Here is a 14,923-nt window from a genome sequence, read left to right as displayed (position 1 = left end):
GGGGGTGCTGCCTGCTCCCCCGGCGGTCCTGGCGGAGGTCTTCCCCGCCGACCGCCTCACGCTCGTGCAGGCGTACGCCGAGCTGCTCGCGACCGACGGGGTCGTGCGCGGTCTGATCGGCCCCCGCGAGACGCCCCGGCTCTGGGAGCGCCACCTGATCAACTGCGGCCTGCTGGCCGCCGCCCTGCCCGCCGACGCGACGGTTGCCGACGTCGGGTCCGGAGCGGGCCTGCCCGGCCTGGTTCTCGCGATCGCGCGCCCCGACGTGCGCGTGACGCTGATCGAGCCCCTGCTGCGCCGGACCACCTTCTTGGACGAGGTCGTGGACCGCCTCGACCTGACCAACGTGACCGTGATCCGCGGTCGCGCCGATGCCGTGCACGGCACGGCCACCTTCGACGTCGTCACCGCACGCGCGGTCGCCGCTCTCGACAAGCTCGCCACCTGGTGCCTGCCGCTGGTCGCCCCGGAGGGGGCGCTGCTGGCGATGAAGGGCACGAGTGCCGAGGACGAGGTGGCCGCCGCGCAGCCGGTACTGGACCGCCTGGGCTGTGCGCCGGCGGTCATCGAAGAACTGGGTGCGGAGCTCGCCGCCGATGGCGCAGTGGAGCCGATTCGCATCGTCCGTCTGTCGTGGGCCGATCCGGCCCGCGTATCGTTGCCGCTTCGTGGTCAGCGCGATCCTCGGGGTTCGCGGCGTGGTTCCACGAAGAAGAAGAGGAGGAAGTCGTGAGCGACTCATTGGGTCCCGGTCCTGGGTTTTCCACCGGTCCAGAGGGCAGTGCTGAGCGTGAGTCTCCACAGACCGGCGGTGGTTATCCACAGGTCGGGTCGGCGACGGTGACGGCGTCCGAGAGCGACGTTTCACGTGAAACGGACGCCACCCCTCCCCTGGTGGCCGCTGCTTCGGCGGCGCCCCTGACGGCCGCTCAGCTCGCCGAGCGCGCGGCCAACGAGGACAACGACCTGACCCCGCTCGCGCGGGCCGCCCAGGCGACGGTGATGGTCCGGGCGGGGATTCCCCAGGAGCAGCTCAGCCGTCCCGGCGAGACCCGGGTGTTCGTCGTCGCGAACCAGAAGGGTGGCGTCGGCAAGACCACCTCGACGGTCAACCTCGCGGCCGCGCTCACCCAGCTCGGCCAGCGCGTCCTGGTCATCGACCTGGACCCGCAGGGCAATGCCTCCACCGCGCTCAACATCGAGCACCGCCAGGGCACGCCGTCGTCGTACGAGCTGCTGGTCGACGGCGTCGCGATTGCCGATCTGGTCCAGCCCTGCCCCGACGCCACCGGCCTCTGGGTGGTCCCGGCGACCATCGACCTGGCCGGCGCCGAGATCGAGCTGGTCAGCGTCGTCGCCCGCGAGCAGCGGCTGAAGAAGGCGCTCGACGCCCACCCCCGCATCGGTACGGCGGACGCGGTCGGCGAGGAGCGCTTCGACTACGTCTTCATCGACTGCCCGCCCTCGCTCGGCCTGCTCACCCTCAACGCCCTCGTCGCGGGCGCGGAGATGCTGATCCCGATCCAGGCGGAGTACTACGCGCTCGAGGGTCTCGGTCAGCTGCTCTCCACCGTCGACATGGTGCGGGCCCACCTGAACCCCGACCTGGCGGTGTCCACCATCGTGCTCACCATGTACGACGCCCGCACCCGGCTCGCGTCCGGCGTGGCCAGCGAGGTGCGCGAGCACTTCGGAGACCAGGTCCTCAAGACCGCCATCCCGCGCTCGGTGCGGGTCTCCGAGGCGCCGTCGTACGGTCAGACCGTGATGACCTACGACCCGGGCTCCCCCGGCGCCCTCAGCTACCTCGAAGCGGCCCGCGAGATCGTCGTCCGCGGGAGCCTCTCGTGAACGCCGGGGCTCCCCGTCGCGGTCTCGGCCGGGGTCTGGGCTCGCTGATCCCGACCGGTCCCCCGGCCCCCGCTCCGGCCGGGACGAATGGCGCCGGTGTCAACTCCGACGCCCAGCATGCGGACCTTTCCGCAGGAGCGCCTCCCAGCCCTCCGGCGGACCAGGGGCCCACCGGCACCGCGAACGGCGCTCAGATCGAAGATTCGGGTCTGCGGGCCGTCGACGGGGCCTACTTCGCCGAGCTGCCTGTCGACGAGATCCGGCCCAATGCGGTGAACCCGCGGACCGTCTTCGACGAGGAGGCGATGGCCGAGCTGGTCCACTCGATCAAGGAGATCGGGCTCCTCCAGCCGGTCGTGGTCCGCAAGACGGGCCCGGCGTCGTACGAGCTGGTGATGGGTGAGCGCCGGTGGCGCGCGACCCAGGAGGCCGGCCTCGCCACGATCCCCGCGATCGTCCGCGAGACCGACGACACCGACATGCTGCGCGACGCGCTGCTCGAGAACCTGCACCGCAGCAACCTCAACCCGCTCGAGGAGGCGGCCGCCTACCAGCAGCTGCTCGAGGACTTCGCCTGCACCCACGACGTGCTGGCCCAGCGGATCGGTCGCTCGCGGCCCCAGATCAGCAACACCCTGCGGCTGCTCAAGCTCTCCCCCGCGGTCCAGCGCCGGGTCGCCGCGGGCGTCCTGTCCGCCGGCCACGCGCGGGCCCTCCTGGGGGTCGGGGACGCCGAGCAGCAGGACCGGCTCGCGCAGCGCGTCGTCGCCGAGGGCATCTCGGTGCGCGGCCTCGAGGAGATCGTCGCGGTCGGCGAGGGCGGCGGTGAGGCGCCCGTGCGGACCAAGCGGGCCCGGCCCAAGGCCCCCGGCCTGGGCGAGCTCTCCGAGCGGCTGGGCGACCGGCTGGAGACCCGGGTCAAGATCGACCTCGGCAAGGCCAAGGGCCGGATCTCCATCGAGTTCGCCAACACCGGCGACCTCCAGCGCATCGTCGACCTGATCGACCCGCGCAACCGGGCCGACCGCCCGATCTGAGCGAGGCCCGTCCTCCCCGGAGAGACAGCAGCGCCCCGGTACGCACGGCGTACCGGGGCGCTTCGCTCTTGTCGACAAAGCGACTTGTCTCCTTGTCGCTAGAGCGACAGATCGACCGTGCGTGGTTTCCCGTGAAACAACGCGGGTGAGACGTGCGGGCGGATCAGCCCTGCTTCTTCTCGGCCGCCTTGGCGGCACGCTTGGCGGCGCGGGCGCGTAGCTCCTCGCGGTCGAGCCGGTCGGCCTCCTCGGGCGTGGGGGCGCCACCGCCGAAGCGGGCGGGGGTCCACCAGGAGCCGGGCTGCTTCTCGTCCTCGGGGTACTCCGCGATGACCTGGTCGAGCATCTCCTGCATCGCGGTGCGCAGGGTCGCCGTGTCGGCGGCGATGTCGCCGGTGGGGGTGATCGGCTCGCCGACCTTGACCACGATCGTCTTGGGCGAGCGCGAGAAGTCGCGGGGGTGGTCCTTGGTCATCAGCCGGTGCGCGCCCCAGACGATGACCGGGAGGAGCGGTACGCCGGCGTCGGTCGCGATCCGGGCAGCCCCCGACTTGAGCTCCTTGATCTCGAAGGAGCGCGAGATGGTCGCCTCGGGGTAGATGCCCACGACCTCGCCGGCCTCGAGGTAGGCCAGGGCGTCCTTCATCGACTGCACGCCGGAGCCGCGGTCGACGCGGATGTGGTGGAACGAGCGCAGCAGGTGGCCGACACCCGGCGCGTCCATCATCTCCTTCTTGATCATGAACCGGACCAGGCGCTTGCGCGGCTCGGCGCCGGCACCGGCGTAGATGAAGTCGACGTAGCCGGTGTGGTTGATCGCGAGCAGCGCGCCGCCCTTGCGCGGCACCGACTCCGAGCCGGTCACCACGACCCGCTGGCGCATCAGCTTGAAGAGCACCTTGGCGGTGACGATGACGGGCGGGTAGGTGATGTCGAGCATCGATGGGCCTCTCGGACGGGAAGTCGGTGGGCCCAGTGTGTCAGCGCCGCGTAGCGAGGAAGTCGGCGATCCGGCCGATGGCCTCTTCGAGGACGTCGACGTCGGGCAGCGTCACGAGACGGAAGTGATCGGTGTGGAACCAGTTGAACCCTGTGCCGTGGGTGACCAGGATCTTCTTGGCGCGCAGCAGCTCGATGACGAAGCTCTCGTCGTCGTCGATGGGGTACATCTCGGGGTCCAGCCGCGGGAAGCAGTAGAGCGCACCGCGCGGCCGCACCGAGGAGACGCCGGGGATCTCGTTGAGGAGCCGGTCGGCGAGCATCGCCTGCTCGTAGAAGCGCCCGCCGGGCACGATGAGCTCGTTGATCGACTGGTAGCCGCCGAGCGCCGTCTGGATGGCGTGCTGCGCCGGGACGTTGGCGCACATGCGCATGTTGGAGAGCGTGGTCAGGCCCTCGAGGAAGTCCTCGGCGAGCTCCTGGGGCCCCGAGACCATCACCCAGCCGGCCCGGTAGCCGCAGACCCGGTAGGCCTTGGACAGGCCGCTGAAGGTGAGGCAGAGGACGTCGTTGCCGGCCGCGGCCGCCGCGTGGTGGTGCACCGCGTCGTCGAAGAGGATCTTCTCGTAGATCTCGTCGGAGAAGACGACGAGGTCGTGGCGCCGGGCGATGTCGACCAGCGCGGCCACCATCTCCTTGCTGTAGACGGCACCCGTGGGGTTGTTGGGGTTGATGATGACGATGCCGTGGGTGTTCTCGGTGATCTTGGACTCGATGTCCTCGAGGTCCGGCATCCAGCCGTTCTCCTCGTCGCACCGGTAGTGCACGGGCGTCCCGCCGGACAGCGAGACGGCGCCGGTCCACAGCGGGTAGTCGGGCGCGGGCACCAGGATCTCGTTGCCGTCGTCGAGGAAGGCCTGGAGCACCATCGAGATCATCTCGGAGACGCCGTTGCCGATGAAGACGTCCTCGACGGCGACGTCCTTGAGCCCGCGCGATTGGTAGTACTGCGCCACGGCGGTGCGCGCGGAGTAGATGCCGCGCGAGTCGGAGTAGCCCTGCGCGTCGGGCAGGTTGTGCACCATGTCGGCGACGATCGCCTCGGGTGCCTCGAAGCCGAAGGGTGCGGGATTGCCGATGTTGAGCTTGAGGATCTTGTGACCCTCTGCCTCCAGGCGCTGGGCCTCGACGAGGATCGGTCCCCGGACGTCGTAGCGGACGTTGCGGAGCTTCTTGCTCTGGCGGATCTTGCGCACGAAGTCCATCCTCTCAGGTCGGCGCCACCTGTTTTGTCCCGTCTTCGCGGACGTAGCATCAGGTGTGGCTCGGACCACGGTCCCCCTGACGCTCGATCTCCTCGACGCGCTCGACGCGCCGTGCCGCACTTGCCTGTTCTGGGAGCGCGATCCGGTGCACCGCGAGCAGCTCGACCGCGAGGCCCGGGCCGGCGAGAAGGAGGCGTGGGTCTCCGAGGTGCTGCGCGAGTGGGGCTCGTGCGGCCGCGTGGTGCTGGTGGAGGGCCGGCCGGTCGGCTACCTGACGTACGCCCCGGCCGCCTTCGTGCCGGGGGTCGCGGCGTTCCCGACCGCGCCGGTGTCGAGCGACGCCGTGCTGCTGACCACGGCCTGGATCCACCCCGAGCACACCGGCGGCGGGCTGGGCCGGCTGCTGGTGCAGGGCATGGCGCGCGACCTGGTCGGGCGCGAGGGCCTGCGCGCGGTCGAGGCGTTCGCCCGGACCGGCCGCTCCCGCACCGGTACGACGACCGAGTGCGTCGTCCCCGCCGCCTTCCTGGCCCGCGTGGGCTTCAAGACCCACCGCGCGCACCCGGTCACCCCGCGGATGCGGATGGAGCTGCGCTCGCTCGTCACCTGGCGCGGGGAGGTGGAGGCCGCGTGGGAGCGCCTCGTCGGCGTCGTACGACGGCCGCAGCGCAAGCCCACGCCGGCCTCCCGGGAAGCACGCAACCCCCGGCCCTGACGGACCGGGGGTTGCGCAGAAGAGCGAGGCTCAGGCGTTGATGAACTCGTCGAGCTCCTTGAGGATCGCGGCCTTGGGGCGGGCGCCGACGATGGTCTTGACGACCTCGCCGCCCTGGTAGACGTTGATCGTCGGGATGCCGGTGACGCGGTAGGACGCCGGGGTGACCGGGTTCTCGTCGACGTTGAGCTTGTAGAAGCTGATCTTGTCGCCGTGGGCGCCGGCGATCTCGTCGAGGATCGGGGCGACCTGGCGGCACGGGCCGCACCACTCGGCCCAGAAGTCCACGAGGACGGGCTTGTCGGACTTGAGGACCTGCGCGTCGAACTCGGCGTCGGTCACGGCGGAGATGTTGTCGGCCACTGGGGGCACCCCTTCGGATCTGGTGAACGTGAAGTCTGGTGGTAGAACCTACGCGTCGGCCGGGACATTCCCCGCCGTCGCGGCGACGTGGGCGACCTCGGCGAGGTAGCGCTCCGCGTCGAGGGCGGCCGAGCAGCCGGTGCCGGCGGCCGTGATGGCCTGGCGGTAGGTGTGGTCGACGAGGTCGCCGGCCGCGAAGACGCCGGGGATGTTGGTCGCCGTCGAGCCCGGCTGGACCAGCACGTAGCCGTTGTCGTCGAGGTCGACCTGGCCCACGAGCAGCTCGGAGCGCGGGATGTGGCCGATGGCCACGAAGAGTCCGGTGGCGGGCAGCTCGGACTTCTCGCCGGTGACGGTGTCGCGCAGCGTCAGCGAGGCGAGGGAGTCCTCGCCGTTGATGGTGTCGACGACCGAGTTCCACACGATCTCGAGCTTGGGGTCGGCGAAGGCGCGCTCCTGCATGATCTTGGAGGCGCGCAGCTCGTCGCGGCGCACGATCAGCGAGACCTTGGAGCCGAAGCGGGTCAGGAAGGTGGCCTCCTCGACGGCGGAGTCGCCGCCGCCGACCACGGCGATGTGCTGCTCGCGGAAGAAGAAGCCGTCGCAGGTCGCGCAGTAGGAGACACCGCGGCCCGAGAGGCGCTCCTCGTTGGGCAGGTCGAGCTTGCGGTAGCCCGAGCCGGTCGCCAGGATCACGGCGCGGGCGGTGTAGGTGTCGGTGGCGGTCTTGACGACCTTGATCTCACCGGTCAGGTCGACCTCGACGATGTCGTCAGCGATCAGCTCGGCGCCGAAGCGCTCGGCCTGGGCCCGCATCTCGTCCATCAGGGCCGGGCCCTGGATGCCGTCGCGGAAGCCGGGGAAGTTCTCGACCTCGGTGGTGTTCATCAGCGCACCGCCGGCGGTCACCGAGCCCTCGAAGACGAGGGGGTTCAGCTGCGCCCGCGCGGCGTAGATCGCGGCGGTGTAGCCGGAGGGGCCGGACCCGACGACGATGACGTTGCGGGTCTCGGAGGTGGTCACAGCGGACTCGGACATGGGACTCCCAGGCAGAGGAAAGACGGCTCTTGAGCAAACCCGATGGTAGGCGCCGGCATTCCCGCGCTCCAGCGGGGCTCAGTCCGTGGTGGCCAGCGTCGTGGAGCGCAGGACGTCGCCGGTGCCGCAGGAGAGCACGTCGGCCTCCTGGGTCGAGCCCATCGGCTCGCGGAAGGCGACCACCGCGGGCTTGTCGTCGTACAGGACGCCGACGAGGTAGCCCTGCCCGTAGGACGCCTCGGCGCAGCGGAAGTCCGCGGGCGCGGTGAGCGTGGCGCCGGTGTAGTCGGCGGTCGCGGCGTGGGGCAGCGTGGTCCGCTGGAGGGCCATCAGGTCCTCCTGGAGCCGGTCGATCCGGACCATGCGCAGCGGCTCGTCGGTCGCGACCCGGCGCGGGGCGGGAGTGGCGCTCTTCTCGAGGTCGCCGTCGGCATCCTCCTGCTGGGAGGTCAGGTCGCCGGCGCCGGGCGAGGGGCTCGCCGCCTTCGCTCCGCTGTCGGCGGCGTAGGCGTGGGGAGCGTCGTCGGACCGGGCGGGGTCGCGCTCGGAGAGCTGGTCGGCGGTCGCGGCCGAGTCGCCGCCGGCGCCGTCGTCGTTGGCGATGCCGACCCCCACCGCGACGACCGCGACGGCCGCGGCGGCGCCGAGCACGATCCGGGCCCGGGTACGGCGCCGGCGCGCGGCCGGGTCGAGCGGGACGACCGCGGGCGCCTCGGGGTGGTTCTCGGGTACTCCCCCGGGCGGCAGCGCGCTCCCGGTGCGCTCGGCGGAGAGCCCGGCGATCACCGTGTCGAGCCGGTCGACGACCTCGTGCGGCATCGGCGCGGGGCCACCGGCCTCGGCCAGCGCACGCCGGACCGCGGCCTCCTGAGCGGGGCTCAGCGGCGGGTCGTGCTCGGGGGTGTCGTTCATGGGGACTTCGTTCCTGGTGGGTACCGGTGGGGCCGGTGCGGGTCAGTCGACGGCGGCGGTGCCGGCGGGTGGTCCGCGTGGGGTCATCGGTCCGACGTCCGGCGTGCCGGGAGGGTTCCCGGGGGCCCGGGTGGGCGTGGTCACGTCGTCCTCGCCGAGGATCCCCGCGAGCAGGACGGCGAGCCGGGCCCGGCCCCGCGAGCAGCGGCTCTTGACCGTGCCCTCGGCGCACTCGAGGATCTGGGCCACCTCGGCGACCGAGTAGCCCTCCATGTCGACCAGGACGACGGCCGCGCGCTGGCCGGCCGGCAGCGTGGCGAGCGCGTCGAGCACCTGGCGGCGGCGCTCGGCGGCCAGACCCTGCTGGGCCGGGTCGAGCTCGGTACCGACGGTCGCGCGCGGTGCCCGGTCGGGCTCGTCGAGGTCGTCGGGCAGCGGGTCGGCGCGGCGTACCTTCTCGGCCCGGAGGCGGTCGAGGCAGGCGTTGACCACGATCCGGTGCAGCCAGGTGGTGACGGCGGCCTCGCCGCGGAAGGAGTCCGCCCGGCGGAAGGCGGCGACGACGCCCTCCTGGAGTCCGTCGGCGGCCACCTCGGGGTGACCGCAGGTACGCAGGGCGACCGCCCAGAGCCGGTCGCGGTGCCGGGCGAAGAGCAGGCCGAAGGCATCGGGATCGCCCGTGACGTGGGCGGAGAGGAGGTCGGCGTCCGACAGCTCACTCGCCACGGACCACCACCTCAGCTATCTCTGCCCGGAAGCCCCCGTCGACCGCGGGCAACGCCGTCCACCAGAGCACAAGGTAGCGGCCCCGGGTCGGGCTGGTCGCCGGGGTCAGGGTGAGCCGGCCCGATCCTGTGGTGGTCGCCACGGGCTCGCCGGTGGGCGCCTGGACCGGCGCCTGGTCGTAGGCGTAGAGCGAGACGGTGGCCTCACCCGGTGCGGCGCGGACCTCGACGGAGCGCAGGTCGCGGACCTTGCCGAGGTCGAGCAGCAGCCCGACGCCGGACTTGAGGGCCGGCAGCTTCGGGCCCAGCTGGTCGACGTAGGTGGCCGTGCGCCAGGTGGTCGCGGGGTCGCCGTCGATGGTGTTGCCGACGGTGTCGGGGTTCTCCTCGCCGCCGTCGGTGCCGAGCGGGTCGAAGTCGCGGACCTTGATCCCGGACAGGACGGCGCCCGGCGAGGTCGTGGCGCTCGTCGTCTCGCGCGGGGTGCTCTCGGCGTCGGGGTCGCCGCCGAGCGCGGTACGGCCGCGGCCGAGGTTGAACGCGATCGCGACGGCCACCAGGAGCAGCACGGCCAGGCCGACCGCCATCGCGAGCCGGAGCCAGGTCCGGCCGGGGACCCGGGCGTCCTCGGCGGTGTCGTCGTCGTTGCCGGTGCCGCCGGCCCCACCGCCGCCACCGGTCTCCCACGGCCAGTAGTCGGTGGCGCCGGGGGGCACGGGGGCCTCGGAGGGGACGGGCGCGATCCGCGGCCGGCGTACGCCGCCGGGCGGGTCGGGGGCGAACAGGGGACGCTCCGGCGGCTCCTCGAACGGGGGCGGCGGGGGCGGGGGCGTGCTGCGGGTGCGCAGCCAGGAGACGTCGTCGTCGTCGAAGACGGGCATGCCGGCCTCGGTCGGCAGCTCGGTGACCAGCGGGATGGGCGGGCCGTCGTCCACGTCGGCGATGGGGGGCTCGACCGGGCCGCGCTCCGGGGCGGGCTCGGGCTCCGGCTCGTCGTCGGCGGGGACGACGGGGAGGTCGTCGCGCGAGGAGTCGTGGGGCAGCGGGTCGGCGACCGCGGGCAGCCAGACCGGCCGCAGCTCGTTGATCGCGGGCACGGCGCGGGCCAGGGCCTCGGGCATCCCGGTGGGGTCGCCGACGAAGGCGAGCAGCTCGGCCGCGATCGCCTCGGCCGAGCTCACGTCGGGGTGCTCGGCGCCGAGCAGCCGGCGGCCGTGGATGCTGCGGCAGTCGAACTCGCGCCAGAGCAGGTCGAGCGGCTTGGGTACGCCGGCCACCACCTGGCGCGGGCTGAGGAAGACGCCGCTCTCGCGGGGCGCGGCCGGCACGATCGAGCCGGAGGGTCCCGGCCAGGTGCCGGTCAGCGCGCAGTAGAGCAGCCCACCGAGGTCCTCGAGGTCGCTGCGGACGTCGCCGGGCGAGAGCCCGTGGAGCGCGGCGTCGACGCACATGCCGATGATCCGCACCGAGCCGTAGCGGTCGATGAGGACGTTCTCGGGGTTGAGCCGGCCGTGGGTGACCCCGGCGGCGTGGGCCTTGGCCAGCGCCCCGGCGACGTCGGCGACGAGCCAGGCCGCGCGGCGCGGGTCGAGCGGGCCGGCGTGGGTGACCAGGATGTCGAGGGAGATGCCGGTCCCCCACTCGTTGACCACGAAGCAGCGGCCCTGCTCCTCCTCGGCGTCGAGGACGCGGAGGATGCGCGCGTCGAGGACCCGTGCGGAGATCCGGGCCGCCTCGACGAGGCCGCCGGCGCGGTCGTCGTCCTCGGCGATGACGTGGAGCGCGACGAACCGCTCGAGGACGTTGTCGTGGGCACGCCAGAAGCGCCCGCCGCCGCTCTCACTCAGCAGGTCGATCAACCGGTAGCGGCCGGCGAGGACATCCCCCGACCGCGTCGACGTCGCCACTCGATCCCCCTCGTGATCGCTCCTCGTGAGAGGACACTAGTCACCCTAGCCCCGCCGCAGCCGCCCCAGGACCGTGCCGGCCACGGACGTCACCTCGTCGAGGTGCAGCAGCCGGGCGGCGGCCAGGAGCGTGCCGCCGCCGCCGATGCTGACCACGGCCACCTCGAGGGCCGCGAACGCCCAGTGCGGATCGTTCCCGACGAGCTCGACGACGGTGTCGGTGATGACGATGTCGAAGAAGCGGGCGACGAACCAGACCAGCACGGCGACGCCGAGCAGCCGGCCGACGTACCCGAGCCAGGACCGGACGTGGGACGGCGCTCCGCCGCGGCGCAGGCGCCGGACGAGCACGACCGTGGAGACCGCGGCACCGACGGTGTAGGCGCCGCCGTAGGCGAGGACGAGCACGGGCGCGGTGTCCCACGGGTCGACCCGGGCGACGAAGAGCAGCGCGAGCGTGATGTTGGTCGCCGCGACGGCGCACTGCACGAAGAAGACGAGCCGGTTGAGCTCGAGGGCGTAGAACCCGCGCAGCACGAGGTAGTGGACCGTGAAGGCGACGACGGCGAAGCCGAAGAGCACCATCGGCGCCTCGAAGCGGTAGTACGTCGACGCGCTCGCGCCGTGGCCCCACACGACCTGGGCCAGGGGCAGCGCGATCGAGGGCAGCAGCGCCGCGAACGGGACGACGACCGCCAGCGCCGTGCGCAGCGTGCTGCCCAGCGTGGTGGCGAGCCGCCCCATGTCGCCGACGGCGGCCGCGGCCGAGAGCCGCGGCAGGATCGCGGTCGCCAGCGAGACCGTGATCACCGAGTGCGGGACCATCACGAGCAGCATCACGTTGGAGTAGACGGTGATACCGGTGCCGTCCTCGGCGCCCGCGCTGCCGCCCGAGGCCAGCCGGACGACCACGACGTAGGCGAGCTGGTTGGCGACGACGAAGAGCACCGTCCACACGCCCAGGTGCAGCGTGTGGCCCAGGCCGACGCCACGGAAGTCGAAGCGCGGCCGGTAGCGCACCCCCGCGGCCCGCAGGTAGGGGACCAGGATGAGGAGCTGGGCGGCGATGCCGACGGTCGAGCCGATGCCGAGCAGCAGCTCCTGGTCGGTGCTGAACGCGCCGCGCTGCTGGGCCGCCGTGGCGGGGCCGTAGATCCACAGGTAGGCGCCGATGACCGCCACCGAGATGACGTTGTTGGCGATCGGCGCCCACATCATCGGGCCGAACCGGTTGCGGGCGTTGAGCACCTGGCCGACCAGGACGAACATGCCGTAGAAGAAGACCTGCGGCAGGCAGTAGCGCGCGAAGTCGATCGCCGACTGGCGCTGCGCGGCCAGCTCGGGCTCGTTGTAGTCGCTGTTGAGCATCAACCGCATCACCAGCGGCGCGGCGATGACGAGGACCACCGTGATCACGGCGAGGAACAGCCCGGCGAGGGTGATCACCCGGTTGACGTACGCCGCTCCCCCGTCGGGGTCGTTCTTCATCGAGCGCACCAGCTGGGGCACGAGCACGGCGTTGAAGACGCCGCCGGCCAGCAGGATGTAGAGCATGTTGGGCACGGTGTTGGCCACCGTGAAGATGTCCGCGTGCAGGCCGACCCCGAGGGCGGCGGCGAGCAGGGTGAGCCGGACGAAGCCGCTCAGGCGCGAGACGACCGTGCCGGCCGCCATCACGGCGGTGTTGGCGAGGATCTTGCGCTGCTCGCCGGCGTCGGCGGTGCTCTCGCCGCTCATCCGGCGGGCTCGGGTTCGGGCTCGGACTCCGAGGTGGGCTCGGCGTCCGGCTCGCCGCGGCGGCGGAAGCGGCGGACCAGGCGGATGCCGATGGCGAGGAACAGGATGCCCGCGCCGGTGCCCATGATCACCCAGATGACCACGCCGACCTGGCCGGAGCGGATCGGGAGCTCGTCCTCGGTGCCGATCGGGTTGCCGTCGGCATCGGTGAGCCGGAGCCGGACGTTGTGGACGCCCGGGCCCTTCATGTCCGCGCTGATCGGGATGGAGGCGCGGCTGTTGGCCGGCAGCACGATCGGGTTGGCCGCCTTGATGGTGGCCTTGCGGTCGGTGCTCGCCTCGATCCGCACGGTGACCGGCTGGTCGAGGGTGTTGCGCACGGCGATGTTGAAGCTGCCGGAGGTGCTCGACAGGGTGACCCCCTGCGGGGCGTCGAGGCTGACCCCGCCGAGCCGCTCGTCGACCCACGCGCGGGAGCGGGCCAGGCGCGGTCCGGCGTCGGCGTCGTCGCGCACGTCGTACGACGTCCCGGCGAGCGCCTCGCCGACCAGGGTGTCGCCGATCGAGAAGTCCTTGCCGAGGATGCTCTGGAGCGTCCGCGCGGAGCGGATCAGCGCGCCGGCCTCGGCGAACACCGTCGGGGGGACCTCGGCCTCGCGCTGGCCGTCGGGGTAGGAGAGGTCGTCGGGGTCGACCTGCCGGTCGCGCGCCGTACCGGCGTCGATGCCGCCGGAGGTGACCAGGCTGGGGAGGTCGACCAGGCGCAGCCACGAGATGCCCTCGAGGCCGGTCCAGAAGGCGCGGGCGCCGGCGGCGTCGATGGTGTCGGGGATGACGACGGTCAGCGGCTCGGGGCGCTCGTCCCCGCGCGCGGCGAGGATCCGGACGACGGCCTCGCTGAGCAGGCGCTGGCGCAGCGCGACGGGCGCCTGGGCCGGGTCCGGGCCGGGACCGCCGCGGGCGACGCCCGAGCTGGTCACCACGACCGGCCGGTTGCCGACCAGGCCGCCCACGGGCGCCTGGGGGGAGAAGGTCTCCTCGGGGAACATCTGGTCGCCGAGCAGCAGCACCGCGCCGTCGTCGACCCGGCGGATCGCGGTGGCGTCGAGGTAGCCGTTGGGCGAGCCCACCACGGGGGTCCCCTCGACCTCCCAGGCGGCGAGCGTGGTCGAGCTGTGCTCGCGGGCGGTCGCGTAGAGGTCGGGCAGGGTGGTCGCCGCGCCGGAGAGGTCCGGGTCGCCGTAGGGCAGCAGGGCGACGCTGCCGCCGCTGAGCGCCGCCCGGGCCTGGCGCAGCCAGCTCTCGGCCGCGCCGACCACGGGGCTGTCGGGGTCGAGCGTCGCGCTGCCCACGTCGGCCGCGTCGTCGCCGCCCTCCCCGGCGTCGCCGGAGGGGGACTCGCCGGACGAGGGGTCCTCGCTGCTCGACGGCTCGTCGTCGGGCTTGACCGGGGCGATCTCGCGGGTCGGGTTGCCCTGGGCGAGCTGGGTGACGGCGTCGGGCAGGGCCGGGTCGAGCAGCCAGGTGACGGGAGCGCTGCCGCGGGCGCCCCCGAAGCTCAGCGGCCCGCCGAGCGTCCCGGCCGTGGACAGCGCCTGCTCCCAGGCGACGGTGCGCCCGAGCTCGCCGTCGGCGGCGTGCGCGATCCGGGCGCGCAGGGGGACGACGACCGCGGCGTCGACGCTCGCGTCGGTCGAGGCCGGCAGGTAGGGCAGGAAGGTGCGGGCCCGGCCGTCGGCGTTCTGGTCGTCGCCGGCCGAGGGGCTCGCCCCGAGGGCGTGGACGCCGAACCAGTAGACCCCGGCCTGGGGCGAGGGCACCGCCTCGCGCAGCGCGGCCTGCGGGATCGTGAAGGAGTAGGACACCGTCTCGCCCGGTCCCAGGTCCTGCGGGACGTCGTAGCGGGCGGTGCTGCTCTGGGTGTAGCGCTCGCCGACGAACGTCTCGGGGTCGGTCTTGGTGGCCGCGGACAGCTCGGCCTCGGTCGTCATCGGCGGCGCGCAGGTCGAGCAGACGCCGAACATCGGGTAGAGCCGGACGTGGGTCCAGGTCTCCAGGTCGACGTTGGTCACCGTGCCGCGCACCGTGATCGGGCCCTTGGCGGGCAGCACCCCCGGGGTCAGGTCGTCGATGGTGACCTCGAGCGGGGCGTCGTACGCCTTGTTGCCGGGGGTGGCCGACGCGCTCGGGGCGGGGGCCGCGGTGAGGCCTGCCGTGGCGAGCAGGAGCAGGGTCGCCACACCTCGGAGCAGGCGTGAGGAAGGGCGGACCACGAACCCGAGGGTAGTGGGGGCACCTGTGGGCCTCCGCCAAGGGCGTGTCTCCCCGGTCCGCGTCTGCTGCGCGGCGTCGGCGACTCGATCTGGCCGCGTTGTCGGGCACTCGACGGGCCTCCGGCCCGCCTTCGGCCCTCCGCCTTGCCAGATCGGCCGCC

At 72.9% G+C, this 14,923-nt stretch carries 13 protein-coding genes; 4 read left to right on the top strand and 9 right to left on the bottom strand.

From position 1 onward, the window contains the following. Positions 1-4: 4 nt before the first annotated feature. The 3 genes from rsmG to CCO04_RS11185 all read left to right on the top strand — a co-directional run bounded on the left by rsmG (position 5) and on the right by CCO04_RS11185 (position 2,888). The gene (gene rsmG, locus CCO04_RS11195; protein ID WP_308281178.1) at positions 5-733 is read left to right on the top strand and encodes a 16S rRNA (guanine(527)-N(7))-methyltransferase RsmG; all 729 of its coding nucleotides are present in this window, start codon (positions 5-7) and stop codon (positions 731-733) included. Between the two features lie 161 nt (positions 734-894). Further along, positions 895-1,851, top strand: coding sequence for a ParA family protein (locus CCO04_RS11190; protein ID WP_308220342.1), 957 nt, complete (start codon positions 895-897; stop codon positions 1,849-1,851). Then, positions 1,848-2,888, top strand: coding sequence for a ParB/RepB/Spo0J family partition protein (locus CCO04_RS11185; RefSeq protein ID WP_215814222.1), 1,041 nt, complete (start codon positions 1,848-1,850; stop codon positions 2,886-2,888). The genes CCO04_RS11190 and CCO04_RS11185 overlap by 4 nt, the downstream gene beginning before the upstream one ends. A gap of 163 nt (positions 2,889-3,051) precedes the next feature. Here the strand turns inward: CCO04_RS11185 and CCO04_RS11180 are convergent, their stop codons facing one another. Then, positions 3,052-3,828, bottom strand: a complete 777-nt coding sequence (locus CCO04_RS11180; protein ID WP_215814221.1) for a 1-acyl-sn-glycerol-3-phosphate acyltransferase — start codon at positions 3,826-3,828, stop codon at positions 3,052-3,054. Positions 3,829-3,868: 40 nt separating this feature from the next. Further along, positions 3,869-5,083 carry a pyridoxal phosphate-dependent aminotransferase gene (locus CCO04_RS11175; RefSeq protein WP_215814220.1) on the bottom strand — a complete coding sequence of 405 codons (1,215 nt, stop codon included), beginning with the start codon at positions 5,081-5,083 and terminating at the stop codon, positions 3,869-3,871. 64 nt (positions 5,084-5,147) lie between these two features. Here CCO04_RS11175 and CCO04_RS11170 point away from each other — a divergent pair, with 64 nt between their 5' ends. Further along, a complete protein-coding gene (locus tag CCO04_RS11170; RefSeq protein ID WP_215814219.1) occupies positions 5,148-5,807 on the top strand; it encodes a GNAT family N-acetyltransferase in 660 nt (219 codons plus the stop codon). Between the two features lie 30 nt (positions 5,808-5,837). On the opposite strand, the gene trxA is transcribed toward CCO04_RS11170, so the two are convergent. From trxA to CCO04_RS11135, 7 genes are all read right to left on the bottom strand, one after another. Further along, the gene (gene trxA, locus CCO04_RS11165) at positions 5,838-6,170 is read right to left on the bottom strand and encodes a thioredoxin (RefSeq protein ID WP_151580386.1); all 333 of its coding nucleotides are present in this window, start codon (positions 6,168-6,170) and stop codon (positions 5,838-5,840) included. 48 nt (positions 6,171-6,218) lie between these two features. Continuing rightward, a complete protein-coding gene (trxB, locus tag CCO04_RS11160; RefSeq protein WP_215814218.1) occupies positions 6,219-7,208 on the bottom strand; it encodes a thioredoxin-disulfide reductase in 990 nt (329 codons plus the stop codon). A 78-nt stretch (positions 7,209-7,286) separates the two neighbouring features. Continuing rightward, entirely contained in the window at positions 7,287-8,120 is an 834-nt protein-coding gene (locus CCO04_RS11155; RefSeq protein ID WP_215814217.1) for a hypothetical protein, read from the bottom strand. A 42-nt stretch (positions 8,121-8,162) separates the two neighbouring features. Next, positions 8,163-8,846: an RNA polymerase sigma factor SigM gene (sigM, locus tag CCO04_RS11150; protein WP_308281177.1), complete on the bottom strand. Its 684-nt coding sequence runs from the start codon at positions 8,844-8,846 to the stop codon at positions 8,163-8,165. Further along, positions 8,836-10,752, bottom strand: a complete 1,917-nt coding sequence (locus tag CCO04_RS11145) for a protein kinase family protein (protein WP_215814216.1) — start codon at positions 10,750-10,752, stop codon at positions 8,836-8,838. The genes sigM and CCO04_RS11145 overlap by 11 nt, the downstream gene beginning before the upstream one ends. Before the next feature lie 45 nt (positions 10,753-10,797). Continuing rightward, complete coding sequence (gene murJ, locus CCO04_RS11140; RefSeq protein WP_215814215.1) at positions 10,798-12,489, bottom strand: murein biosynthesis integral membrane protein MurJ; 1,692 nt, start codon at positions 12,487-12,489, stop codon at positions 10,798-10,800. Further along, positions 12,486-14,729, bottom strand: coding sequence for a DUF6049 family protein (locus CCO04_RS11135; protein ID WP_215814214.1), 2,244 nt, complete (start codon positions 14,727-14,729; stop codon positions 12,486-12,488). Before CCO04_RS11135 ends, murJ begins: the two co-directional genes overlap by 4 nt. Positions 14,730-14,923: the final 194 nt, after the last annotated feature.

The sequence above is a fragment of the Pimelobacter sp. 30-1 genome (genome assembly GCF_018831735.1).
Classification (GTDB): domain Bacteria; phylum Actinomycetota; class Actinomycetes; order Propionibacteriales; family Nocardioidaceae; genus Nocardioides.
This window is presented reverse-complemented; position numbering and strand designations above follow the sequence as displayed.

Coding starts and splice junctions, on each gene's coding strand:
- CCO04_RS11180 (WP_215814221.1), bottom strand. CDS start 3,828: ATGCTCGACATCACCTACCCGCCCGTCATCGTCACCGCCAAGGTGCTC.
- trxB (WP_215814218.1), bottom strand. CDS start 7,208: ATGTCCGAGTCCGCTGTGACCACCTCCGAGACCCGCAACGTCATCGTC.
- CCO04_RS11155 (WP_215814217.1), bottom strand. CDS start 8,120: ATGAACGACACCCCCGAGCACGACCCGCCGCTGAGCCCCGCTCAGGAG.
- murJ (WP_215814215.1), bottom strand. CDS start 12,489: ATGAGCGGCGAGAGCACCGCCGACGCCGGCGAGCAGCGCAAGATCCTC.